This window comes from Streptomyces sp. 71268 (assembly GCF_029392895.1).
In the GTDB taxonomy this organism is placed as follows: domain Bacteria; phylum Actinomycetota; class Actinomycetes; order Streptomycetales; family Streptomycetaceae; genus Streptomyces.
This window is the reverse complement of sequence record NZ_CP114200.1, coordinates 5743909-5763856: the sequence shown is the minus strand read 5'-3', so window position 1 is coordinate 5763856 and position 19948 is coordinate 5743909. Positions and strand designations below refer to the sequence as shown.

The window sequence follows — 19948 nt, the reverse complement described above, 5'->3', positions numbered from 1 at the left end:
TGTGTCATGGCACTGGCGACCCGGACGCCCCGTCCCCCTTCCCTCATCGGCTCCGTATGGCGGTCGACCGTCGGCAAGAAGACGATCATGGCCGTCTCGGGCCTGATCATGCTCGGCTACCTCGTCTCGCACCTCTTGGGCAACCTCAAGGTCTTCTTCGGTGCCGACGAGTTCAACGGCTACGCGCACTGGCTGCGCACCATCGGCGAACCGATCCTCCACCACGGCTGGTTCCTGTGGATCGTGCGGCCGGTGCTGCTGGCCGCCGTGATCCTGCACGGCGTCACCGCGTACCAGCTCAGCCGCCGCGACCTGGCCGCGCGCCCGCAGAAGTACGCGCACCAGCGCAAGGAGCAGTCCTACGCGACGCGCACCATGCGCTGGGGCGGGGTGATCCTCACCCTGTTCATCATCTGGCACATCCTCGACCTCACGACGCTGACCGTGAACGAGCGGGCCGAGGAGGGCCACCCGTACGAGAACCTCGTGGCCTCCTTCAGCACCTGGTACGGCAACACGATCTACATCACCGCGATGATCGCCGTCGGGTTGCACATCCGGCACGGGCTGTGGAGCGCCGCGCAGACGCTCGGCGTGGCCAGCGCCCGCCGCACCCGGGCCCTCAAGATCACTTCGAACGGCCTGGCGCTGGTGATGACCTGCGGCTTCATCTCCATCCCGGTGAGCGTGATGCTCGGATTGGTGGACTGATCATGACTGGTACGGCTGACACGACCGCCACGGAGCGGACCGGGACCGACCCCGCCACCGACTCCCCCGCCACCGACTCCGCCACCCCCGGCGAGCGGGCCCCCGGCGGCGACTACACCGCGTACGGCGTGGGCGTGCCGCTGGTGGACACCAAGGCGCCCAAGGGTCCGATCGAGGAGCGCTGGAAGAACCGCCGGTTCGAGGCCAAGCTGGTCAACCCGGCCAACCGGCGCAAGTACACCGTCATCGTGGTCGGCACCGGCCTCGCCGGCGGCGCGGCCGGCGCGACGCTGGCCGAACAGGGTTACAACGTCGTGCAGTTCTGCTACCAGGACTCGCCGCGCCGCGCCCACTCCATCGCCGCGCAGGGCGGCATCAACGCCGCCAAGAACTACCGCAACGACGGCGACTCGGTGCGCCGACTCTTCTACGACACCGTCAAGGGCGGCGACTTCCGCGCCCGCGAGTCCAACGTGCACCGGCTCGCCGAGGTCTCGGTGGAGATCATCGACCAGTGCGTGGCGCAGGGCGTGCCGTTCGCCCGCGAGTACGGCGGGCTGCTCGACACCCGCTCGTTCGGCGGCGTGCAGGTTTCCCGTACGTTCTACGCCCGTGGCCAGACGGGGCAGCAACTCCTGCTCGGCGCCTACCAGGCGCTGTCGAAGGAGATCGCCGCCGGCCACGTCGAGATGCACCCGCGCACCGAGATGCTCGACCTGATCGTCATCGACGGCCGGGCCCGTGGCATCGTGGCCCGCGACCTGATCACCGGCAAGGTCTCCACGTACCTGGCGGACGCGGTGGTACTGGCCTCCGGCGGTTACGGCAACGTCTTCTACCTGTCGACCAACGCGAAGAACTCCAACGCCACCGCGATCTGGCGGGCCCACCGGCGGGGCGCGTACTTCGCCAACCCCTGCTTCACGCAGATCCACCCGACCTGCATCCCGCGCTCGGGCGACCACCAGTCGAAGCTGACGCTGATGAGCGAGTCGCTCCGCAACGACGGGCGGATCTGGGTGCCCAAGGCCAAGGGTGACACCCGCCCGCCGGCGCAGATCCCCGAGGACGAGCGGGACTACTACCTGGAGCGGATCTACCCGGCCTTCGGCAACCTGGTCCCCCGCGACATCGCCTCGCGCGCCGCGAAGAACGTCTGCGACGAGGGCCGCGGCGTCGGCCCCGGCGGGCAGGGCGTCTACCTCGACTTCGCCGACGCGATCGCCCGGATGGGCCGCAAGGCGGTGGAGGAGAAGTACGGCAACCTCTTCGAGATGTACGAGCGCATCACCGCGGAGAACCCGTACGAGGTGCCGATGCGCATCTACCCGGCCATCCACTACACGATGGGCGGCCTGTGGGTGGACTACGACCTGCAGACCACCGTGCCGGGCCTGTTCGCCATCGGCGAGGCCAACTTCTCCGACCACGGCGCCAACCGGCTCGGCGCCTCCGCGCTGATGCAGGGCCTGGCCGACGGGTACTTCGTGCTGCCGGCCACCATCAACGACTACCTGGCCCGGCACCCGCACGACGAGGTCGACCGCGACCACCCGGCCGTGCACGAGGCGGTCACCACCGTCACCGACCGGCTGTACGCGCTGCTGTCCAACAACGGCGACCGCACCCCCGACTCCTTCCACCGGGAACTGGGCGAACTGCTCTGGGACGAGTGCGGCATGGCCCGCACCGAGACCGGCCTGCGCAAGGCGCTTGAGCGCATCCCCTCGCTGCGCGAGGAGTTCTGGCGCCGGATCAAGGTGCCGGGCTCCGGCGAGGAGCTGAACCAGTCGCTGGAGAAGGCCAACCGCGTCGCGGACTACCTGGAGCTGGCCGAGCTGATGTGCCTGGACGCCCTGCACCGCAAGGAGTCCTGCGGCGGCCACTTCCGCGAGGAGAGCCAGACCGAGGGCGGCGAGGCCAAGCGACTCGACGAGTCGTACGCGTACGCCGCGGCCTGGGAGTTCACCGGCACGGGCAACGCCCCGGTGCTGCACCGCGAGGCCCTGGAATTCGAGTACGTCCACCCCACCCAGCGGAGTTACGCATGAGGCTCACCCTGCGCATCTGGCGCCAGACAGGCCCCGACGAGCCGGGGGCCATGACCACCTACGAGGTGGACGGCATCAGCGAGGACATGTCGTTCCTCGAAATGCTCGACCACCTCAACGAGGAGCTGATCCTCGGCGGTGACGAGCCGGTCGCCTTCGACCACGACTGCCGCGAGGGCATCTGCGGCGCGTGCGGCATGGTCATCAACGGCCAGGCGCACGGCCCGGAGCGCACCACCACCTGCCAGTTGCACATGCGGCACTTCAACGACGGCGACACCATCGACATCGAGCCCTGGCGGGCCTCGGCGTTCCCGGTCGTCAAGGACCTGGTGGTGGACCGCTCCGCGTTCGACCGGATCATCGGCTCCGGCGGCTTCATCTCGGCCCCCACCGGCAGCGCCCCCGACGCGCACGCCACGCCGGTGCCCAAGGCCGCCGCCGACCTCGCCTTCGAGAACGCCGAGTGCATCGGCTGCGGCGCGTGCGTGGCGGCCTGCCCGAACGGTTCGGCGATGCTGTTCACCTCGGCGAAGGTGGTCCACCTCAACGTCCTTCCGCAGGGCGCCCCGGAGCGCGAGAGCCGGGTGCTCGACATGGTCGGCACGATGGACGCGGAGGGCTTCGGCGGCTGCACCAACACCGGCGAGTGCGCCACGGCCTGCCCGAAGGGCATCCCGCTGCCGACGATCGCGGCGATGAACCGCGAGTACCTGCGCGCCACGGTCAAGGGCGGCAGGCGCCGCACCGGCTGACCCCCGGGCCGACCCCCGGCCCCGTACGAGCGAACCACCCCCGCCGCCACCGTCGCGGCAACCGGAGAACGTGGGCGGCCCCTGCGGGCGAGGCACGGGCCCCCACGCGGCCCGGGGTCACGGGTACTGACCCCGGGCCGTTTCCGTACGCGGACCGGCAGCCGGGGGCGCCCCGTGGAACCCGTAAAAACCGTAAAAAGCGGCAGCTCCCACCGCCCTGGCCTGCCACGCTGCCCCCATGGACGCGGTGAACCGAGACGGCGAGGGCCCGGGCGCCCACCACCCCGACGGGCTCCGGGTGGGGCGGGCGGGCCCGTCCGACTGGGCCGCGTTGGCCGACATCGACTCCGTCGCGGCGGCGGGTGACCAGGCGCGACGGGACGGCATCCGACGCTGGTGCGCCGACGGCACGGTGCTCGTGGCGCGGAGCGCCACCGGGCCGCTGGGTTACGTCGTGCTGGAGCACGGCTTCTTCGGGCAGGGCTTCGTCCCGATGCTGATGGTCGCCCCCGGCGCCCGCCGACGCGGCGTGGGGGCGCGTCTCCTCGCGGCCGTCGAAGCCGCGTGCGCGACGGAGAAGCTGTTCACCTCGACCAACGCCTCCAACCACCCCATGCAACTCCTGCTGCGACGTTCCGGCTGGTTGCCGGCCGGGCTGCTGTACGGCCTCGACGAGGGAGACCCCGAACTCTTCTACCGCAGCACGCGGGTGCGACCGCGCGCCGGCACGGGGCCCGGCGCCTGACGGGGCCGCACCGCGAAGGGGCCGGGCCCGACGGGGCGGCGCTCACTCCCGCCGCCGCGCCCGGTTCCTGCCGCCCGGGCCACGGGAGAGGGCGCCCGCCAGTTCGTCCAACGCGTCCACCAGCAGTTCGGCGCAGCGCACCGGGAGCGCGTCGGTGCCCTCGCGGGTCCGCCACGCGTCCAGCGCGGCGTGCACCGCCGTCCAGTCCAGCGACTGCCGCGCGCGGACCGCGTCGGCGGCGTCCGGCAGCGCGACGCGCAGCGCCGCCGCGAACTCCTCGGCAGCGGGCGACGCGGGCGCGCTCCGGTCCGGTGGGTGGGCCTCCAGGAGCATGGTGACCCGCCCCATCGTGGACAGCGCCGTCTGGGCGGCGCCCGCCGAGCGGCGCGAGATGCCCCGGTGGCGTACGGGCTCCGCCTGCGCGCGGGCCTCGCTCTGTTCCCAGGCCAGCCGGGCCGCGCGGGCGTCGAGGAGCGCGTCGCGTACGTGCCGGGGCCGGCGTTCCAGCGGGTGGGCGTGGCCGCCGAAGACGGCCACCGCGTACCGGCCGTTGGCCTGGAGCCAGTCCGCGAGCCGATCCCGTAGCTTCGGCGTCTCCCAGGCCGGGAACAGCGCGTACGCGGCCATCGCGAGCAACCCGCCGAGCAGCGTGAGCCCCACCCGGTCCTGCACCGTCTGGGACCAGCCCTCCCCCGCGATGCCCAGCAGGAAGACCACGTACGCGCTGATGCACGCCGAGGCGACGGTGAAGCCGGTGCGCATCAGCAGGTACATCAGCCCCACGCACACCACCGCGAGGCCCGCGCTCACCCACTCGCCGGGGCGGGCGAGCGCCATCACCGCGCCGCCGAGCGCCACCCCGACCAGCGTGCCGGCGAACCGGGCGACGCCGCGCGCGTACGTCTGCCCGAAGTCGGGCCGCATCACCATCACCGACGCCATGGGCGCCCAGTAGCCGTGGCCGAGCGGCAGCAGCGAGCCGAGCAGGTAGCCGGCACAGGCGACGGCCGCCAGCCGCATGGCGTGCCGGAGTACGGGCGATCCCCAGCGCAGCTCGCGGTGGAGCGCGCGCAGCGCGAGGGGTACGAGGCGCGGCACGGTGGGCCGCAGCAGCGCGTGCTGGGCGGCAGTCGCCTGGGCGACGGGCCGCCCGGGGGCCTGCTCGACGAAACGGTCGGCCTCGCGCTCGACCGGCTGGCCGGCGGTCCGCTCGCCGGGCCGGTCGGCCTCCTGCTCGGCCGGCCGGGCGGCGGTCGCACCATTCGCCGAGGACGCGGCGGGCGGTGGCGTGGGGTGGGCCGGTGCGACGGTCTCCAGCGGCTCGTCGGCCGACTCCACCACCTCCGCGAGGAGCGCCATCAGCCGCAGCGCGGAGCGGCGGGCCGCGCCGTGCAGCATGGGCCCCGAGGCCGGCACCTCAAGGACGGCCATCGCCTCGGCCGGCAGCCGCACCGGCCTGCCCCAGCGGATCGCGTGCGCGACCGCGTCCAGCACCGTGCCCGCGGCCTGGAGCAGATCGCGCACCCGCTCGCGTTCGGGCCCGGCGGCCGGGGCGCCCACCACCGGGTGGGCGAGCGAGGCGAGTACGGGGCGAATCCGCTCGGCCAGCGCCCGGTAGCCCCGGAGCTGGCGCGGCCTGCGCCGGGCCTGGCGCGGCGTCATGGACGCGGCGTGCCGGGCGTCCATCAGGGGTTGCGGGTCGAACGGCGCCACCGGGTCCTCGCGCAGCCGGCGCGCGAAGTCGGCCTCGGCGGCGAACGCGTCGGCCAGCGCGTCGCGCTGCGCGCCCCACGGCCGGATCGGTACGAGCACGATGAGCGCGGCCTGTACGAGGCCGCCGAAGGCGATGAGCGCGGCGTGGTGCACGGCGCCGAGCACCGAGGTCGGCAGCGTGACCGTGACCAGCATGACGGCCACCATCTGGGTGGCCACCAGGCCCGAGACCGGCCCCACGGCCCAGGCCATGCCGGCCAGCAGCGACCACGCGCCGAGCAGCACGACGAAGGCGAGCGGGTGCGCGGCGGCCACGTACCCGAGGAAGGTGCTGACCGCGAGGCCGCCCGCCGCGGCGAGCGCGAGCACCGGGCGGGGCCGCCAACTACGTTGGAAGGTGGCGACGCCGGAGGCGAACGCGCCGAACGCGGAGGCCACCGCCAGCGACGGCGACCCCAGCCACAGGATCAGCCCGATGACGATCGCGACCCCACACGCGCCCCGCAGCGCGACCAGCGGCTCAAGTCTGGTGCGTTCGATGGTCAGTCCGGTGCGGGCGGTCTCCTTGAGTGCGCGCAACCAGGTCATACGGCGAGAATACGGCGCCGATCATGGCAAACGCGTGGGGGCGCCTGGGCGGCGGGCCAGCCGTGACCGCGGCCCGCGCGGTGCGGGGCGGGGCAGGCCGGGCCGGCTGGGGTGGGGTGGGCTGGGCTGGGGTGAGCGGGCGGAGCGTCGCGCCCCGTGCGTGCGGCCTCTGTCCGCGCGGCGACCGCGAGTCGCGGAGTACGCGGGCGGGGTGGGCAACCGCGCGTGGTGCGGGGCGTGCGTGTTGGTCGCTACGGTGGGGGCTGGCCGCCGGGCGCCCCGGCGACTTGGCGTGCTGAGGGGGAGGCGCGGGATGTGCGTTATGTCGCGATCGCAAGAAGTTGCGGAAAACCGGGTGTGCCCGCACTGAACCCGCAGGTCAATCGCTCTGGTCCCCGCGCGCGGGGATGGTCCCCGACTTGACGCTGGGAATCTGGCTCTTGATGCCTGGACCCCGCGCGCGCGGGGATGGTCCCCTCCGCCCCGGGCGCACCAACCGCACTCGCACCTGGTCCCCGCGCGCGGGGATGGTCCCTCGACGACGCGCCGCTGCTGCTGGCGTGGGTCCTGGTCCCCGCGCGCGCGGGGATGGTCCCGGGACGTTGCTCGCCAGGGGGGCGAGGGATCGCTGGTCCCCGCGCGCGGGGATGGTCCCCTCAAGGCTCTGAAGACGTGGACGTACGACCGCTGGTCCCCGCGCGCGGGGGGATGGTCCCTTCGTCACCCTGGTCATTGGCCTAATCAACGGCTGGTCCCCGCGCGCGGGGATGGTCCCGGCGGCGGCCAGTGTGGCAGCCGCCGCCGACGCTGGTCCCCCCGCGCGCGGGGATGGTCCCCCACGCGCGCGGGTGGCGCGTGCTGAGCACCTGGTCCCCGCGCGCGGGGATGGTCCCGGCGGCCAGTCGCGCTCGATCAGCAGGACGTTCTGGTCCCCGCGCGCGCGGGGATGGCCCCAACGCGGCGCCGGTGGCGGAAGCCACCAGCTCCTGGTCCCCGCGCGCGGGGGGATGATCCCCGGTCGAAGGGCACGTTGTTGTCGTAGTGGACCTGGTCCCCGCGCGCGGGGATGGTCCCACCTCGATGAGGTCGTCCTCGGCGTCGCCCTGCTGGTCCCCGCGCGCGGGGATGGTCCCTCTTCGGCCTCGCACCCGTCGCGGTTGCCCTCCTGGTTCCTGCGCGCGGGGGGGGATGGCCCCAGCAGGAAGCCAGGTACCGGGCCCGATCCTCCACGAGACAGGGTGGCCCACCACGGAGGCGAGCCACCCACCTGAAGCGCGCCGCAGGCGATCACGCGCTGGGCGCCTCGCAACTGATGTCCATCAGTTTCATCGGCTTGCTGGCGTCGAGCCCGACGTACGCCGTGAAGACCTGGGTGTCCTGCCCCTTGCCCCAGTGCGTCGTCACCGGTGCCCACCCCACGCCCGCCGACTGGGCGGTGGTGACGGGGCCGATGTCGATGGCCTTGGGGATGTTCTGGGCGCAGAGCAGCAGGTCGTAGTCCGGCGTCTGGGCGGCCTTCTCCTTCAGTTCCTCGGTCACCAGGTGCTCCCGCTCCCAGGCACTCGGGCCGTGGTTGCCGTAGAAACCCTTGAGGAAGTGGCGCACCTCCTTGGCGTCGTACTGGCGGGCAGTCGCCCCAGACCCGGAGTCGGCTCCTGAGCCAGCCCCGGAACCGGCGCCTGACTGCCCGGCCGCCGCCACGGGCGCTGCGGCGGCGAGGCCGAGGCCGAGCCCGACGGCGGTCACGCAGGTGGCGGCGAGCAGCGCGGGGCGCTTGGCGCGGCGCGAGGCACGCGACGTACGCGGGCCGTGTGCGGTGCGCGAAGGGTGCGAGGTGTGCGAGGTGTGCGACATGTCGATCACTCCCGTGTCGGTTTTGTAGCGATTAGCACGCCTATGTGGCGTTACTAGGGGAGACACGAAAGCGGCCGGAAAGGTTGCACCGCCCGTGGAGCGAATTGTGGGCCCGGTCACAAGCCCGCCCCCACTCGGCGACGGCGCCCGCCGCCACGCCGCTGCCCTGCCCAGCGGGCCGGCGCTCTTCTCGCCCCGTGACAACCACGGCGTCACTCATGACTGAGTGCTCATACCCGGACACGCACACCTATCGACGTCACCCACGGGTCGCGGGATACTCGCCGCGGCGCGGGACCGGCCCGCGAACGGGCCGCGAACCGGGGCCAGTTGGCGACCTCCAGTCGGAAGGAAACGACATGCGCGGGAATCCAAGACGGAGAACGGCCCTGGCTGCCGTCGTGGGAAGCATCGGTCTGTCCTTCGGCGTCCTCGGCACGGCGCCCAGCCAAGCCGCGTCGGCCGTGACGTGTACGGGATGGGAGTACGCCAACTACGACGACGCGACGGGCAGCGTCAGCAAGGCCGGCCACATGAAGGTCGGCCCCTACGCCGCGTGCGACGACGTCGAGTACCTGGCCGTGGCCACGAACGTCTACTACTGGTGTTACGCGGTGAACGACTACGGCAACACCTGGACCTACGCCCGGATCAAGGGAACCTCGACCCAGGGGTGGATCTCCGACGGCTCGCTGACCAACGGCGGCTCACACTACCCCTGCCGTGGCCAGCGGGCGCCACAGCTCCCCGAGTCGTTGCAGTCCGCGCAGGCCCCCGCCGCGGCGCAGGTCCGCACCGCGAAGTAGGCCCCCACCGCTCGGGCCCCGGTGATCGCCGAGCGGCCCTACCCGGTAGGGCGGACCGACGGAGCACCACGCCGCCCGAGCGCGTCTCCCGGTCCGCCCACCCCGCTCATCAGCGGTCAAGGGTGTTCCGTACGCCCCGGACAGAAGGAGAAGCACGGTGCTCACACCACGCTCCACGCCGTGGCGAAGAGTCATGACGACGGCGCTCTCGGCGCTGTCGTTGCTCGCCGCGACGCTCACGGTCGGCCCCGCCACGGCGCAGCCCGCGACGGGCACCACAGCGTCCGCCGTCACCGGTGACCCCGTCCTGAACCGACCGGTCTTCAACAACCCCATGATCACCTCAAGCACGGAGCGGCCGTCGCCCGAGCAGTCGGCCGTGATGGACCAGCTCATCAGGCTGATCCAAGCGACCCAGCCGGGTGGTGAGGTCAATCTGGCCATGCACGAGTTCTCGAACGGTGATCGCTCAAGCGACGTCGTGGCCGCGCTGATCGCCGCTTCCAGGGAGCGAGGCGTGCACGTCCGGGTGATCTTGGACTCGCAGGAGCCGGAAAACGGCCACGAGGGAAGCAACGAGCCTGTTCTCCGCGAGCTGCGCGCCGGGCTCGGCACCGACGAGACGAACGACTCCTGGGTCATCGAATGTGAGTATCCGCGCCCGGCCGAGGTCAAGCGCGGCTGTATCGCGGACAACTACCTGCACAACAAGTTCGCCGTCTTCTCCAACGTCCGGGTGGGCGGCGTGGTCCACCCCGCGGTGGTCTTCCAGAGCTCGTCGAACCTCTCGGACTACTACCTGTACTGGTCCTTCAACGACGCGTACACATTTACCGCCCCCTCCGGTACCCCCGAGGCGACCGTCTACAGCGCGTACCGGAAGTACTTTCAGGACCTGCGTCTGCACCGCGCGTCGCCCCCGGATCCGAACTACTACTGGGGCACCGCAGGCCTCAAGCACCAGGCGGTCTTCTATCCACACCCCCAGGACAAGCCCGAGACGTACAACGATCCCGTCATCCGCAACCTGGACCAGGTGAAGTGCCGTTACCAGGACGCGGGGGGCGTGACGCGGCAGACCGACATCCGCATGGTGCTCACCAAGTGGTCGACCCCGCGCATAGCCCTCGCCAAGAAAGTGCGAACCCTACGGGGTCAGGGGTGTTGGGTGGAGATCATCTACCCCCTCCCCAGCAAGGACCAGAAGCCGGAGGAGTTCCCATTTCACCCCAACGTGGTGACCGAACTGGAGCAGAACACCGGTAACCCCGCCTATCCCCAGATCAGCCTCAAGCCCTGCCGAGTCCCGTTCGGAGCTGGTTCGGTCGTACCGCACACGAAGATCACGATGATCGACGGACAGCAGGACGGTGGCACCACCCCGCGGGTCTACACCGGTTCGATGAACTTCACGAATCTACAGAACAGCGACGACGTGCAGTTGCGCATCACCGACCAGGAGACGCACAAGCAGTACCTGTCCTGGTACTACGACCTGCGTGCCGCCTGCTCCGCCACGCCCTGAGCCCCCGTCGGGCCGTCGGACCGCAGCCGACCCCGACCCCGGCCCCGGTGGAGTACCGGGGCCGGGCCGGGCCGGGTGCCCAAGGCTGATGGTTGTCGGGTCCTACCGAACGACGACGACGCCGGTGATCGACGGGTTGAGGCGGTCGTGGTACCGGTACATGCCGCGAGCCGGGAACACCCGCCGGAAGCTCTGGCCCGGGGTGAGGACCCCGCTGTCCCAGCCGGGTGCGCTGGAGGTGACGGTGTGGTCGAAGCGGTCGTTGTTGGTCCAGCGCACCGTGTCACGGGGTCTGACGGTGACGGTCTGCGGCACGAACCGGTTGTCCTCGATGATCACGATCACCTCAGCGGCGGGCCGCTGGGCCGCGCCGGGCGTGGCGGTTGTGCCGGGCGCGACGGGTACGCCGGCCACGGCCGTCGCCGGGCCCGGCAGGAGCACGCCGAGCGAGAGCATCGCCACCAGGGCGGCGAAGAGACGGTAGAGGCTGAGGTGGGGAGCGGCGGGGCGTTTCATGGGAGTGCCTTTCGTTCGGTCCGCTGGGACCGACCTCCGCGCCGGTACCGAACCCGCGCGGGCGTCGGTGGCACTCCCCTAACGCCACGCACGAGACCGCCAGCACGGGCCGTCACCCTGACGAGCCCCCCTGACCCGAACCGCCGCGCCCGGGCGCCGCGCCGGCGGGGGCGCGCGGTATGGCCGTACGGGGCGGGCACGACCAGTCGCGCGGGCCGCGCCGCGCCGGGTACGGGTCGCACCACACCGCCTGTACGGGACACGCGAGAGCAGCGCCGGGGCGCGCACGAGGGCCGCCGCCCAGACCACAGGGCCGGGCGGCGGGGCCGGGCACCCGGGCCGACCGGCGCTCGCCGGCCCGGTCAGGCGCGGAGTGGAGTGGAGCGGTGGCGATGCCTAGCGGCTCGCCACCGCCGCCTTGGCCAGGCGCTGGCGCTCGTCGATCGTCGCTCGGATGTCGGCCAGTTCACCGCGGTGTCGGTCGATCTCGCGCTGCTGGTACGCGGCCTCGACCGTCCACCAGACGCCGATCACGTTTTCCTGCCGCTTGCACACCGCGTCCGCCGTCGCGGCGCGCCGTTCCGTCGCCGACGGAGTCGGTGTGCGCCACGCGGGATCGTTGTTGGCCGCGACCGGATCGGCGTACGAGAACCCCCGGTCGCGCATGCAACGGGACCAGCGCGTGAAGACCTCCTTCACCCGGGGGTCGCGCCGCGAGCGGTCGAAACTCTCGCCGGTGATGCGTCTGGCCAGCTCGGCGTCACCACCCCCGTCACCGTCCCGGGCCTTGAGCGCGTCCATCGCCTGCCCGAAGCAGCCACCGTTGGGAACGGTGCGCCCGTTGATCCGCTGACCACCCTTCGCCTCGACGGAACCCGGCATGACCTTGGGGTCATCGGTACCACTGAGCACGAGGGACATCGCGGGAGACAGCGACGACCTCTTCCGCCTTGGCTTCTGGTGACGCGGGCTCCCGGGCGGAGCGAATCCATGGGTCGCGGTCTGCTGCGGATCGCTGACGCCGTAGCGGTGCTGCGTCCGGTTACGCGTGCGAAAGCCGGGCTCGGGCAGCGGGCCGTAGCGGAATCCGAATCGCGCCATGCACCGCGTGACGAGCGTGTGCCGGGCCCTGACGAACGCGTCCTCCTCGCGGTTGGTGAGCAAATAGGCGTCCACGGGCAGGGGCCGGTTCTCCGGCTTCGTGATCACCGGAATCGCGGACTTGTTGACGAACGGCGGTGGATCGGTGGAGGGAGTGGATTCCGTAGAACACCCGACCGCCGCCACGGACACCGTCAGGAGAAGGGCGGAAACTGTACGGATAGGAACTCGCATGTGGGCAACAGCCTCGATCCGTCAGAACGATAGGAAAGTGCCCCGCCCAGAAGACGGGCGGGGCACAGCACCGAACGTCACATCAGTGGTCCCACACACCCGACGCGTTGTTGTTCTTCGTCGCGGAGAGGTTGACCCAGGTCCATGCCGGAACGCCGTCCCAGTCCCCGATGTAGTTGCTGTTCACGTAGATTCTGATCCCGTTCCCCTGTTCCCAGTTGGTCGCCGAGGCCGCGTTGTTCTTCACGGGCTGGCCGGCGCCGGCACTGCCCGCGTCGCTGGCCGTGAACACGTACCCCGCGTAGTTGCTGATGTTGTAACGATGCTTGAACATCGCGCCCTTGAGGTCTGAGTTGTAGTACAGGCAGACGTACTTGTCCTCGCACCCCCCTGACGTGATCGGCTTCGGCGCGGCCGACGCGGGGACCGTGGCGAACGCCGTCCCCATGGCGGCCATGCCGACCACACCTAAGGCGAGCAGACGACCCTTCATCTTCATGTCAGTCTCATCTCGTTCGTATGCCTGAATTCCTGATTCCTGCATTTCCGCGCACGTACTGTCGTTCACCACACTGATCGGCCCGCCGAGGCACGGCGTATGGCCACAGGGGCGGGCGCGCTGACCGGTTGCACTCTCCTCGCCTCGGCGCTCACCACGCGGGAACACGGCGGATACCGCGTGTGCTCGCCGAAAGTGGGGAGTGACGTCGATGGCTGGAGAGGAATGCGGAACGCACGCCAGTCTTCGCCTCAGGGACGGAACGCGCCGTTCAATCGAGAGGTGCGGCGGCCTCGGTGCGGATAAGGGGGCGCAGCGTGTGGGCGGATAACCCACGCACGTCGCCGCATTCGCCCCGGGCCGCTTTCGGGCACCCCGTAGAGATCGTCATTTATGGGGACTTCCTGTCGCGCCGTCGCATCGAATCACGGAGCCTGATCGCCCGCCTACGAACTATTGCGCCATGCATGCTTGTTGGCGCATATGTCCTCATGCATCGCGACACCACCCCTACCCGGCACGGGCAGGCACCCGCCCGCGCCGGCTCGCCACACCACGGCGACGGTTCCTAACCCAGGACGAACGGCGGGAGCTTGGCCACGGCCGCGCCGAGGGCGACCACCAGTTCCCGGTCGTCGGCCAGCGCGTCGGCGGAGGCCCAGCGCCGCCGGTGCCACCCGGCGTGTGCGCAGGAGTCGGCGCCGCCGCCGGTCACCTCCGCGTCCTCGCCCGCCACCCATCCCCCATCCACGACCAGCACCACTTCGCCGGGCCGCCCGCGCGCGGCGGGCCGCTGGTCGACGGCGAGCACCCGGTGCACGTTCGGCAGGGTGAGGCCGAGGGCGTACGCGACCCGCTCGGCCGCGCCCATCACCAACTCCCCGCCCCGCAGGACGACGCTCGGCGCCTGCCACGGCCCAGCCCCGTCCCGCACCTGGAGCACCTGCGGCCAACCGGCCGCCACATCGCCGGGCGCGTCGACGTTGACCGGCTTCCACACCAGCAGGGTGACGCGTACGCCGTGCGTGCTCACGAGGCACCTCCCGGGGCGTGCGCGGGCAGGGCGGCGGGCACGAGCCCGCACGCGTCGGGTGTCTTGCCGTTGGTGGTCATGACACCGGCCTCGGCGCCCCCGTCCGACCAGAAGAAACTGCCGGGCCCGGCGAGCGCGTCGAGCGCGAGTTGCACGCGCTGGGTGTTGGGGCGGAGCGTGGCGGAACCGTTCGGCTCCCTCGCGAACAGCGATGTCTCATACGCGAGTTGAAACTCGACGTCCGCGACAGGCTTCCACCGCGCCGCAGCGGGATCGAGCGGGAGCGCGTCGGCGAGGAAGAACCGCAGCACGGCACCGGAGACGGTCCGTACGGTGTGCTGCCCGGTCAGCACCCGGGCTCGCGGATCGACCTCACCCATCGGCCGCCACCCCACGATGACGCGGGCAACGGCAGGGCCCCCAGGCGGTGGAGCAGAACCGCGCCTCCCACTCGCCTTGCGTCATGGCCTCGGGGTCCACACGGATGGTCGTCGGCGCGGCGAGCGGAACCGGCTCCTCGCCGGGGCGCTGGCGGTAGACCTTGATGGTCATGGTGTGTTTCATTCAACGGCTCGTTCCGGACGAGGGCTACGGACGCCCACGCGGCACTCAGCGGCAGGACGTCAACCCCAATCACCGTTTGTGACCGTGCACTTACAGACTTCTCCTGCGAGGGCTACGATCACAATGCGTGACCCGTTCCGGCCACAGCCGCACCACGGTCGTGACGCCGAAAGTACTGACACACACCGAAGGGGGTCCCCATGGCACGTCGGGGACGCGGAGTCGATCGAGACGCGGGAGCCTCTCCATCGCCGCCTGGAAACGATCTCGCCGTGACAGCCGCGCAATTGTTCGGACGGTTCATAAAGCACGCTCGCGAACGGGCTGGGCGAACGCAGGCCGAACTGGGTGCGGTCGCGCACCTCGACCGCTCCATGGTCGCGAGAATCGAGTCGGGCGAGCGTGTCCCCGACCGACGGCAGGTCGCGGCGTGGGAGGACCTGCTGGAGACCGGCGACGTGATGCTGGATCTGTGGCGCGATGTGGACTGGTACCCGACCACAACCAGGAACGATTGGTTCGAACGTCGGGCACGGATGGACCGAGAGGCGACAGCGCTACGCGTCTACCAGAGCCAGAACATTCCTGGGCTGATGCAAACCGAGAGCTACGTACACGCTCTGTACGCCCCAGTGCTACGCAGCCCTGACGAACTCAAGCGCACCGTTGAGGCGCGACTCAGTCGGCAAGACCGCTTCTTGGCCCCTGGCCCTGAAAGTCCACTGCTCTCAGCCATCTTGGACGAAAACACCTTGCGGACCGTCGTGGGCAGTCAGCAGGTGATGGCCGAGCAGTGCTCACACCTACTGGAGCTGACTGAACTGCCGAACTTCGTGATCCAGGTCGTGCCAGCAAACAGCCCACTCGTTGTGCGGCCGAGCGCCCCGTTGACGATCATCTCCATGCCTAACGGTCGCGACTGGGTCTATTCGGAATCGATCGATTACGGACACTTCGTCAACGATCCAGCGCGGGTGCGAAACTTGACCCGCGCCTACACTCGACTTGCGGCGGACGCGCTCTCCACGGCTGAGTCCGCTCAGTTCATCCGGAACGTGATGGAGGGATATCAGTGACCACCGACCTCACCTCGGCGATGTGGTTCAAGAGCAGCTACAGCGGCAACAACGGTGGCGACTGCGTCGAGGTCGGCGCCGGCGTGCCGAGCGTTGTCCCCGTCCGCGACAGCAAGGACCCCCACGGCCCAGCCCTCACCTTCGAGCCGGCCGCCTGGAACGCGTTCATCACCGCCGTCAAGGCCGGCGAGATCCGAGACTGATCGGCGCGCAACTCACCGGGCACGCGATGAGGAGGTACAGATGACCACCAACCTCACCACGGCGACATGGGTCAAAAGCAGCTACAGCGGCGTAGAGGCCAACACCTGCGTCGAATGGGCCCCTAGGCACGCGGCCACATACGGCATCGTCCCCGTCCGCGACAGCAAGGACCCTCACGGCCCAACGCTCACCTTCGAGCCGGCCGCCTGGAGCGCGTTCATCGCCTGCATCAAGGCAGGCGACATCCAAGGCTGAGCCCGCACGACTCACCGGGCCCAGATGAGGAGGTACAGATGACCACCGGTCTCGCTTCGGCGACGTGGTTCAAGAGCAGCTACAGCGGCAGCACGGGCGACTGCGTCGAGGTCGCCGCCGGCGTCCCGAACATCGTCCCCGTCCGCGACAGCAAGGACCCCCACGGCCCAGCCCTCACCTTCGAGCCGGCCGCCTGGAACGCGTTCATCACCGCCGTCAAGGCCGGCGACTTCACCGACTAACCGGCCATCCAGTACGCAAGGCGCCCCGAGTCAGCCGTAGCCTGGCTGACTCGGGGCGCCTCATGCGTGGGCTTACGCCTCACACCGGCCAGGAGTTGCCAGGGTCGTCCAGCCACGCCCGCTGCCCGTCCCGCCCGACGGTCAGGCCGAAGCGCGTGAGGTCCGGGCTGCCGCAGGCCGTCCACCAGCGGTGCGCCGACTCCACCTCGTCCCACAGGCGGCGCGGGCCCGATTGGTAGACCGTGGGCTCCGGTTCACCACCGCGAAACACGACGGCGGCCCACGAGCGACTCAGCAGGTCGAAGAACCACGCCTTCGCGGTCCCCGCGTCCGGTTGGTTGACCACGTGGGCGCAGTCGGGAACGCGCAGGCCCATGACGAACCGCACGGTGTCGTAGCGGTCTCCCAACTCCGCCAGCGTGAGCCGCGCACGCGACACGTCGGCGTCCCCGGGGAACTGCGGAACGTGCTCCCTGAATCGGTTCCAGTCCAGTCGCTGGCTGCGCAACTTCATGAACTCGACCATGCGCAGGAAAGGCCCCTCCGCGCTGCCGTCCTCTCGTACGGTCAGCCGGAGCAGGGCGTCCTGGTCGCTGTAGTGGGTGCCCCAGGGGGTGAGGATGACCCCGCCCGGCCGCACCTGTTGGAGCCAGTCCAGCGGGACCGTCCGTACGCCCGCGGTGACGATCACGCGGTCGTAGGGCGCCCCCTTCGGCCAACCTCGCGCGCCGTCCCCGTGGACCACCTCGGGGTCGAGTCCGGCGCGCGCCAGTGCCTTGCGAGCCCGCTCGGTCACCACCGCGTCGATCTCGACGCTGACCACTTGGCCGCCGCCCAAGCGGTGGGCGAGCAGCCCCGCGTTCCAGCCGGTGCCCGTGCCGATTTCGAGTACTCGCATGCCCTCGCGTATGTCCAGGTAACGCAGCATGCCGGCCACCACCGACGGCATGCTGGCGGAACTGGTCGGCACGGTCCCCGGGCTGGTCCCCGCGTGCTGGCCGTCGTCCCACTGGGTGACGATGGGAACATTCGCCTCCGCCGCCCGCTGCCATCCGACGGGGTCGACATCGCGGGAGACGGGGACGCTACGACCGGTCGGCATGTCGTGGGCCCAGATGAGATCCGGAAGGAACAGCGCGCGTGGCACGGCCGCGAACGAGTCCACCCACTCGGGGGCGAGTTCCCCTGCTGGGGCGAGGGGCCACGCCAACTCGTCGTTGGCGCGCCCCCCTTCGCGATCAGCCTTCACTTGCGATGGGTCCCGTCACCGGGTGGCATCTCACCGTCCGGGGGCGGCGGCGCTGGCGGCGTCCAGGGCTGCCCGGGGTGACCGTCGCCCTCTTCCTCGTTGCCGCCGTGCTGGCCGCCGCCTTCGACGGACGTACGGAACTGTGCTCGCATCAGACCACCCTCACTGTGTGGAGTGACGTGACGATGCCGAATGGCACCCGTCTTCCGTGGGTGCTCTGGCAACAGGCGACTGTTCACCTCGGTACCGTCGATAGACGAGAAACCATGCTCGGTATGCAGCGAAGCCGCTAGCAGAGCGCCGGCCTCGCCACCCGTATGGGTGACCCGCCGCCGCAACGGGCCAGAAGACGGGGCGTGGAGCTGGCCCCCGACCACGCCCCGTACCGTGCCAACGTGGCGACCAAACGGCGACCGTACTGGCGTACCTTCGGAACCCCGACGGCCCTCGTGCTCTATCGGACCCTCGACGGGTGGCGGTACGCGATCTACTTCGCCGAGCCGTCGGGCGTCGCCGACGGCACTCTCCACGAGCACGTGGCCGCACCCGCGTCCGAGCCCGGTATCGCGCAGGCTGCCTGCCACCGGAAGGCCGAAAAACTCACGCGCAGGCACCTGGAAGTCCGTTGGCGTGCCTCAGACCAACCGGACACGTGGGCCGGCACCGTCACCAGCGCCGACCCTCGTCCAGCCCTCTGACCGCGTCATCCGAACCACCCGCGCCCCCACACCACCCCGAACCCACGGCGGGCCCGCCCCGTCTGGGGCGGGCCCGGGTGCCGGCGGAGGGCTCGGCGGAGGCGGCGGACAGGCGCCTAGTCAGTCGGGCCAGGTGCCGGTCAGGCGGCGGGTGGCGATGGCACCGGCCCGGTCCACGGCGGTCTTGACACCGGCGAAGATCGCGCCGCGCACGACGGCCGCCGCCAGCACCTCGCCCCAGGCGCGGTGCTCATCGGTGGCGTCAGGCGCGTCGTCCTCGTGCCCGAGTCGCTTCCAGACCTGGTCGAACACCATGCCGGCGAGGACACCGCTGGCAGCGCCCAGGGCGAAGCCCACGGGTTTGTAGGCGAGAGCGACCGGCTTCATCGGGACCGCCGGACCCGGCGGGCGACGAGCAGCGTGACGACCAGTACGCCGGTCACCGCGAACAGCGGGGTGCGGTTGGCCCGGGCCATGTTGACGCCCTGGCTGGCCTTCTCCAGCACCGGCTCGGGCGCCTTGTCCCGGGCGAGCTGGCCGACCTGGGTGGCCTTGTCGCGGATCTGCTCGGAGGCGGCGACCGCCTTGGCGCGTACGGGCTCCGGGGTCTTCTCCCGCACCAGGTGGACGGCCTGCGACGCCTTGTCCTGCAACTGGGTCCTGGCCTGCGCGGTCTTCTCGTCGAGCTGCTGCCTGGCGGCCACGGCCTTCTCCTGCGCGCGGGCCTTGACGTCGGCCTTCTCCGCCAGGGACTGGACCGTCTCGCCCAGTTCCTCGCGCGTCTCCTCGGCCTTGGCCCGCAACTCGTCGGTGGTGGGCTTGGTGGCGGACTTGCTGGTGGACTCGCTGGTGGACTTGGTGGAGGTCTTGGCGGTGCGACTGGAGTTGTTGGTCTGCGGCTTGCTGTTGCTCATCGGTGTGCCCTCTCCTTGATTTCGGCCACGTCGGCCTTGACGCTGTCCACCGTCTGTTCCGGCGCGGGCGGGGCCGCCTGGCTGATCTGCCGCTTGCCGAGGGTCGCGAGGAGCGCGGCGGTACCGGCCAGCACGACGGTGACGATCAGCGCGGCGGCCCACACGTCGAGCACGAGGGCCAGGGCGGCGATCGCGGTGGCGGCCAGTGCCTGGAGGGCGAGGACGCCCACCAGGCCGGCGCCGCCGAGCAGGCCGCCGCCCCTGCCGAAGCGCTTGCCCTTCTGGGCCATCTCCGCCTGCGCCAGGCGCATCTCGTCGCGTACGAGTTGGGACAACTGCTGGGAGGCCCGCTGGACCAACTCGCCCACCGGTTCCGACGATCGGTCGTGCGGGTGCGGGGAGTCTGCTGTGGTCATCGGCGTGAGCCCCTCCTTCCTCGGCGTTCCGGGCGGCGGCGTGGGGGCGGTCGTCGGGTGCGACGGGTACCCCTTGGCGGCTGCCATGTGGCCTCTCTCCCTGGGTGTGCGGCTGGGTGTGCGGCTGTCGGTGAGTGATTCGGGTACCCACGCCGGGCCGTCTTACGACACACGGGCGGTGGGCGGGTTGTGGGGCGGG

At 71.0% G+C, this 19948-nt stretch carries 24 protein-coding genes; 11 read left to right on the top strand and 13 right to left on the bottom strand.

Annotation, left to right across the window (positions count from 1 at the left end; genetic code table 11):
* Positions 1 to 6: 6 nt before the first annotated feature.
* The 4 genes from OYE22_RS22900 to OYE22_RS22885 all read left to right on the top strand — a co-directional run bounded on the left by OYE22_RS22900 (position 7) and on the right by OYE22_RS22885 (position 4262).
* Positions 7 to 711, top strand: a complete 705-nt coding sequence (locus OYE22_RS22900) for a succinate dehydrogenase cytochrome b subunit (RefSeq protein ID WP_277322147.1) — start codon at positions 7 to 9, stop codon at positions 709 to 711.
* A 2-nt stretch (positions 712 to 713) separates the two neighbouring features.
* Positions 714 to 2762 carry a fumarate reductase/succinate dehydrogenase flavoprotein subunit gene (locus tag OYE22_RS22895; protein WP_277322146.1) on the top strand — a complete coding sequence of 683 codons (2049 nt, stop codon included), beginning with the start codon at positions 714 to 716 and terminating at the stop codon, positions 2760 to 2762.
* The gene (locus OYE22_RS22890; RefSeq protein ID WP_277322145.1) at positions 2759 to 3517 is read left to right on the top strand and encodes a succinate dehydrogenase/fumarate reductase iron-sulfur subunit; all 759 of its coding nucleotides are present in this window, start codon (positions 2759 to 2761) and stop codon (positions 3515 to 3517) included. Before OYE22_RS22895 ends, OYE22_RS22890 begins: the two co-directional genes overlap by 4 nt.
* A 238-nt stretch (positions 3518 to 3755) precedes the next feature.
* The gene (locus tag OYE22_RS22885) at positions 3756 to 4262 is read left to right on the top strand and encodes a GNAT family N-acetyltransferase (protein WP_277322144.1); all 507 of its coding nucleotides are present in this window, start codon (positions 3756 to 3758) and stop codon (positions 4260 to 4262) included.
* Between the two features lie 42 nt (positions 4263 to 4304).
* On the opposite strand, the gene OYE22_RS22880 is transcribed toward OYE22_RS22885, so the two are convergent.
* Together OYE22_RS22880 and OYE22_RS22875 are read right to left on the bottom strand one after the other, a co-directional pair.
* Entirely contained in the window at positions 4305 to 6563 is a 2259-nt protein-coding gene (locus OYE22_RS22880) for an FUSC family protein (RefSeq protein WP_277322143.1), read from the bottom strand.
* 1287 nt (positions 6564 to 7850) lie between these two features.
* Positions 7851 to 8417 (bottom strand): hypothetical protein, encoded by a 567-nt coding sequence (locus OYE22_RS22875; protein WP_277322142.1) that lies wholly within the window; start codon positions 8415 to 8417, stop codon positions 7851 to 7853.
* 401 nt (positions 8418 to 8818) lie between these two features.
* Between OYE22_RS22875 and OYE22_RS22870 the strand changes: the two genes are divergently transcribed.
* Positions 8819 to 9223 (top strand): hypothetical protein, encoded by a 405-nt coding sequence (locus tag OYE22_RS22870; RefSeq protein ID WP_277322141.1) that lies wholly within the window; start codon positions 8819 to 8821, stop codon positions 9221 to 9223.
* 193 nt (positions 9224 to 9416) lie between these two features.
* On the top strand, positions 9417 to 10748 hold the full coding sequence (locus OYE22_RS22865; RefSeq protein ID WP_277322140.1) for a phospholipase D-like domain-containing protein: 1332 nt from the start codon (positions 9417 to 9419) through the stop codon (positions 10746 to 10748).
* Positions 10749 to 10850: 102 nt separating this feature from the next.
* Here OYE22_RS22865 and OYE22_RS22860 read toward each other — a convergent pair whose 3' ends face one another.
* From OYE22_RS22860 to OYE22_RS22835, 6 genes are all read right to left on the bottom strand, one after another.
* Positions 10851 to 11264 carry a cupredoxin domain-containing protein gene (locus tag OYE22_RS22860; RefSeq protein WP_277322139.1) on the bottom strand — a complete coding sequence of 138 codons (414 nt, stop codon included), beginning with the start codon at positions 11262 to 11264 and terminating at the stop codon, positions 10851 to 10853.
* 396 nt (positions 11265 to 11660) lie between these two features.
* The gene (locus OYE22_RS22855; protein WP_277322138.1) at positions 11661 to 12473 is read right to left on the bottom strand and encodes a hypothetical protein; all 813 of its coding nucleotides are present in this window, start codon (positions 12471 to 12473) and stop codon (positions 11661 to 11663) included.
* Between the two features lie 208 nt (positions 12474 to 12681).
* Positions 12682 to 13098, bottom strand: a complete 417-nt coding sequence (locus OYE22_RS22850) for a peptidase inhibitor family I36 protein (protein WP_277322137.1) — start codon at positions 13096 to 13098, stop codon at positions 12682 to 12684.
* Positions 13099 to 13666: 568 nt separating this feature from the next.
* Positions 13667 to 14131, bottom strand: coding sequence for a hypothetical protein (locus tag OYE22_RS22845; protein ID WP_277322136.1), 465 nt, complete (start codon positions 14129 to 14131; stop codon positions 13667 to 13669).
* On the bottom strand, positions 14128 to 14511 hold the full coding sequence (locus OYE22_RS22840; RefSeq protein ID WP_277322135.1) for a hypothetical protein: 384 nt from the start codon (positions 14509 to 14511) through the stop codon (positions 14128 to 14130). The genes OYE22_RS22845 and OYE22_RS22840 overlap by 4 nt, the downstream gene beginning before the upstream one ends.
* Positions 14504 to 14683 carry a hypothetical protein gene (locus tag OYE22_RS22835; protein ID WP_176161739.1) on the bottom strand — a complete coding sequence of 60 codons (180 nt, stop codon included), beginning with the start codon at positions 14681 to 14683 and terminating at the stop codon, positions 14504 to 14506. The genes OYE22_RS22840 and OYE22_RS22835 overlap by 8 nt, the downstream gene beginning before the upstream one ends.
* A 284-nt stretch (positions 14684 to 14967) precedes the next feature.
* Here OYE22_RS22835 and OYE22_RS22830 point away from each other — a divergent pair, with 284 nt between their 5' ends.
* The 4 genes from OYE22_RS22830 to OYE22_RS22815 are packed head-to-tail and all read left to right on the top strand — an operon-like array spanning position 14968 to position 16472.
* Complete coding sequence (locus OYE22_RS22830) at positions 14968 to 15771, top strand: helix-turn-helix transcriptional regulator (RefSeq protein ID WP_277322134.1); 804 nt, start codon at positions 14968 to 14970, stop codon at positions 15769 to 15771.
* Positions 15768 to 15974, top strand: coding sequence for a DUF397 domain-containing protein (locus OYE22_RS22825; protein WP_277322133.1), 207 nt, complete (start codon positions 15768 to 15770; stop codon positions 15972 to 15974). Before OYE22_RS22830 ends, OYE22_RS22825 begins: the two co-directional genes overlap by 4 nt.
* Positions 15975 to 16014: 40 nt before the next feature.
* Entirely contained in the window at positions 16015 to 16230 is a 216-nt protein-coding gene (locus OYE22_RS22820; protein WP_277322132.1) for a DUF397 domain-containing protein, read from the top strand.
* Positions 16231 to 16268: 38 nt separating this feature from the next.
* Entirely contained in the window at positions 16269 to 16472 is a 204-nt protein-coding gene (locus OYE22_RS22815) for a DUF397 domain-containing protein (protein WP_277322131.1), read from the top strand.
* 79 nt (positions 16473 to 16551) lie between these two features.
* Here OYE22_RS22815 and OYE22_RS22810 read toward each other — a convergent pair whose 3' ends face one another.
* Both OYE22_RS22810 and OYE22_RS22805 read right to left on the bottom strand, forming a co-directional pair.
* Positions 16552 to 17721, bottom strand: coding sequence for a methyltransferase domain-containing protein (locus OYE22_RS22810; RefSeq protein ID WP_277322130.1), 1170 nt, complete (start codon positions 17719 to 17721; stop codon positions 16552 to 16554).
* Positions 17718 to 17873 carry a hypothetical protein gene (locus tag OYE22_RS22805; RefSeq protein ID WP_277322129.1) on the bottom strand — a complete coding sequence of 52 codons (156 nt, stop codon included), beginning with the start codon at positions 17871 to 17873 and terminating at the stop codon, positions 17718 to 17720. The genes OYE22_RS22810 and OYE22_RS22805 overlap by 4 nt, the downstream gene beginning before the upstream one ends.
* 243 nt (positions 17874 to 18116) lie before the next feature.
* Here OYE22_RS22805 and OYE22_RS22800 point away from each other — a divergent pair, with 243 nt between their 5' ends.
* Positions 18117 to 18419: a hypothetical protein gene (locus tag OYE22_RS22800; RefSeq protein WP_277322128.1), complete on the top strand. Its 303-nt coding sequence runs from the start codon at positions 18117 to 18119 to the stop codon at positions 18417 to 18419.
* 120 nt (positions 18420 to 18539) lie between these two features.
* Here the strand turns inward: OYE22_RS22800 and OYE22_RS22795 are convergent, their stop codons facing one another.
* Genes OYE22_RS22795 through OYE22_RS22785 form a run of 3 tightly spaced genes read right to left on the bottom strand, consistent with a single transcriptional unit; the run spans position 18540 to position 19749 of the window.
* Positions 18540 to 18806, bottom strand: a complete 267-nt coding sequence (locus OYE22_RS22795; protein WP_176161744.1) for a DUF4235 domain-containing protein — start codon at positions 18804 to 18806, stop codon at positions 18540 to 18542.
* Positions 18803 to 19333: a DUF3618 domain-containing protein gene (locus OYE22_RS22790; RefSeq protein ID WP_277322127.1), complete on the bottom strand. Its 531-nt coding sequence runs from the start codon at positions 19331 to 19333 to the stop codon at positions 18803 to 18805. Before OYE22_RS22790 ends, OYE22_RS22795 begins: the two co-directional genes overlap by 4 nt.
* Entirely contained in the window at positions 19330 to 19749 is a 420-nt protein-coding gene (locus OYE22_RS22785; RefSeq protein WP_277322126.1) for a phage holin family protein, read from the bottom strand. The genes OYE22_RS22790 and OYE22_RS22785 overlap by 4 nt, the downstream gene beginning before the upstream one ends.
* Between the last annotated feature and the right edge of the window lie 199 nt (positions 19750 to 19948).

Bases quoted from the DNA above. Each gene is read 5' to 3' on its own strand.
- OYE22_RS22815 (WP_277322131.1), top strand. From the start codon at position 16,269: ATGACCACCGGTCTCGCTTCGGCGACGTGGTTCAAGAGCAGCTACAGC.
- OYE22_RS22885 (WP_277322144.1), top strand. From the start codon at position 3,756: ATGGACGCGGTGAACCGAGACGGCGAGGGCCCGGGCGCCCACCACCCC.
- OYE22_RS22890 (WP_277322145.1), top strand. From the start codon at position 2,759: ATGAGGCTCACCCTGCGCATCTGGCGCCAGACAGGCCCCGACGAGCCG.
- OYE22_RS22875 (WP_277322142.1), bottom strand. From the start codon at position 8,417: ATGTCGCACACCTCGCACACCTCGCACCCTTCGCGCACCGCACACGGC.
- OYE22_RS22835 (WP_176161739.1), bottom strand. From the start codon at position 14,683: ATGACCATCAAGGTCTACCGCCAGCGCCCCGGCGAGGAGCCGGTTCCG.
- OYE22_RS22850 (WP_277322137.1), bottom strand. From the start codon at position 13,098: ATGAAGATGAAGGGTCGTCTGCTCGCCTTAGGTGTGGTCGGCATGGCC.
- OYE22_RS22820 (WP_277322132.1), top strand. From the start codon at position 16,015: ATGACCACCAACCTCACCACGGCGACATGGGTCAAAAGCAGCTACAGC.
- OYE22_RS22805 (WP_277322129.1), bottom strand. From the start codon at position 17,873: ATGCGAGCACAGTTCCGTACGTCCGTCGAAGGCGGCGGCCAGCACGGC.
- OYE22_RS22860 (WP_277322139.1), bottom strand. From the start codon at position 11,264: ATGAAACGCCCCGCCGCTCCCCACCTCAGCCTCTACCGTCTCTTCGCC.
- OYE22_RS22895 (WP_277322146.1), top strand. From the start codon at position 714: ATGACTGGTACGGCTGACACGACCGCCACGGAGCGGACCGGGACCGAC.
- OYE22_RS22900 (WP_277322147.1), top strand. From the start codon at position 7: ATGGCACTGGCGACCCGGACGCCCCGTCCCCCTTCCCTCATCGGCTCC.
- OYE22_RS22795 (WP_176161744.1), bottom strand. From the start codon at position 18,806: ATGAAGCCGGTCGCTCTCGCCTACAAACCCGTGGGCTTCGCCCTGGGC.
- OYE22_RS22790 (WP_277322127.1), bottom strand. From the start codon at position 19,333: ATGAGCAACAGCAAGCCGCAGACCAACAACTCCAGTCGCACCGCCAAG.
- OYE22_RS22865 (WP_277322140.1), top strand. From the start codon at position 9,417: ATGACGACGGCGCTCTCGGCGCTGTCGTTGCTCGCCGCGACGCTCACG.
- OYE22_RS22880 (WP_277322143.1), bottom strand. From the start codon at position 6,563: ATGACCTGGTTGCGCGCACTCAAGGAGACCGCCCGCACCGGACTGACC.
- OYE22_RS22785 (WP_277322126.1), bottom strand. From the start codon at position 19,749: ATGACCACAGCAGACTCCCCGCACCCGCACGACCGATCGTCGGAACCG.
- OYE22_RS22840 (WP_277322135.1), bottom strand. From the start codon at position 14,511: ATGGGTGAGGTCGATCCGCGAGCCCGGGTGCTGACCGGGCAGCACACC.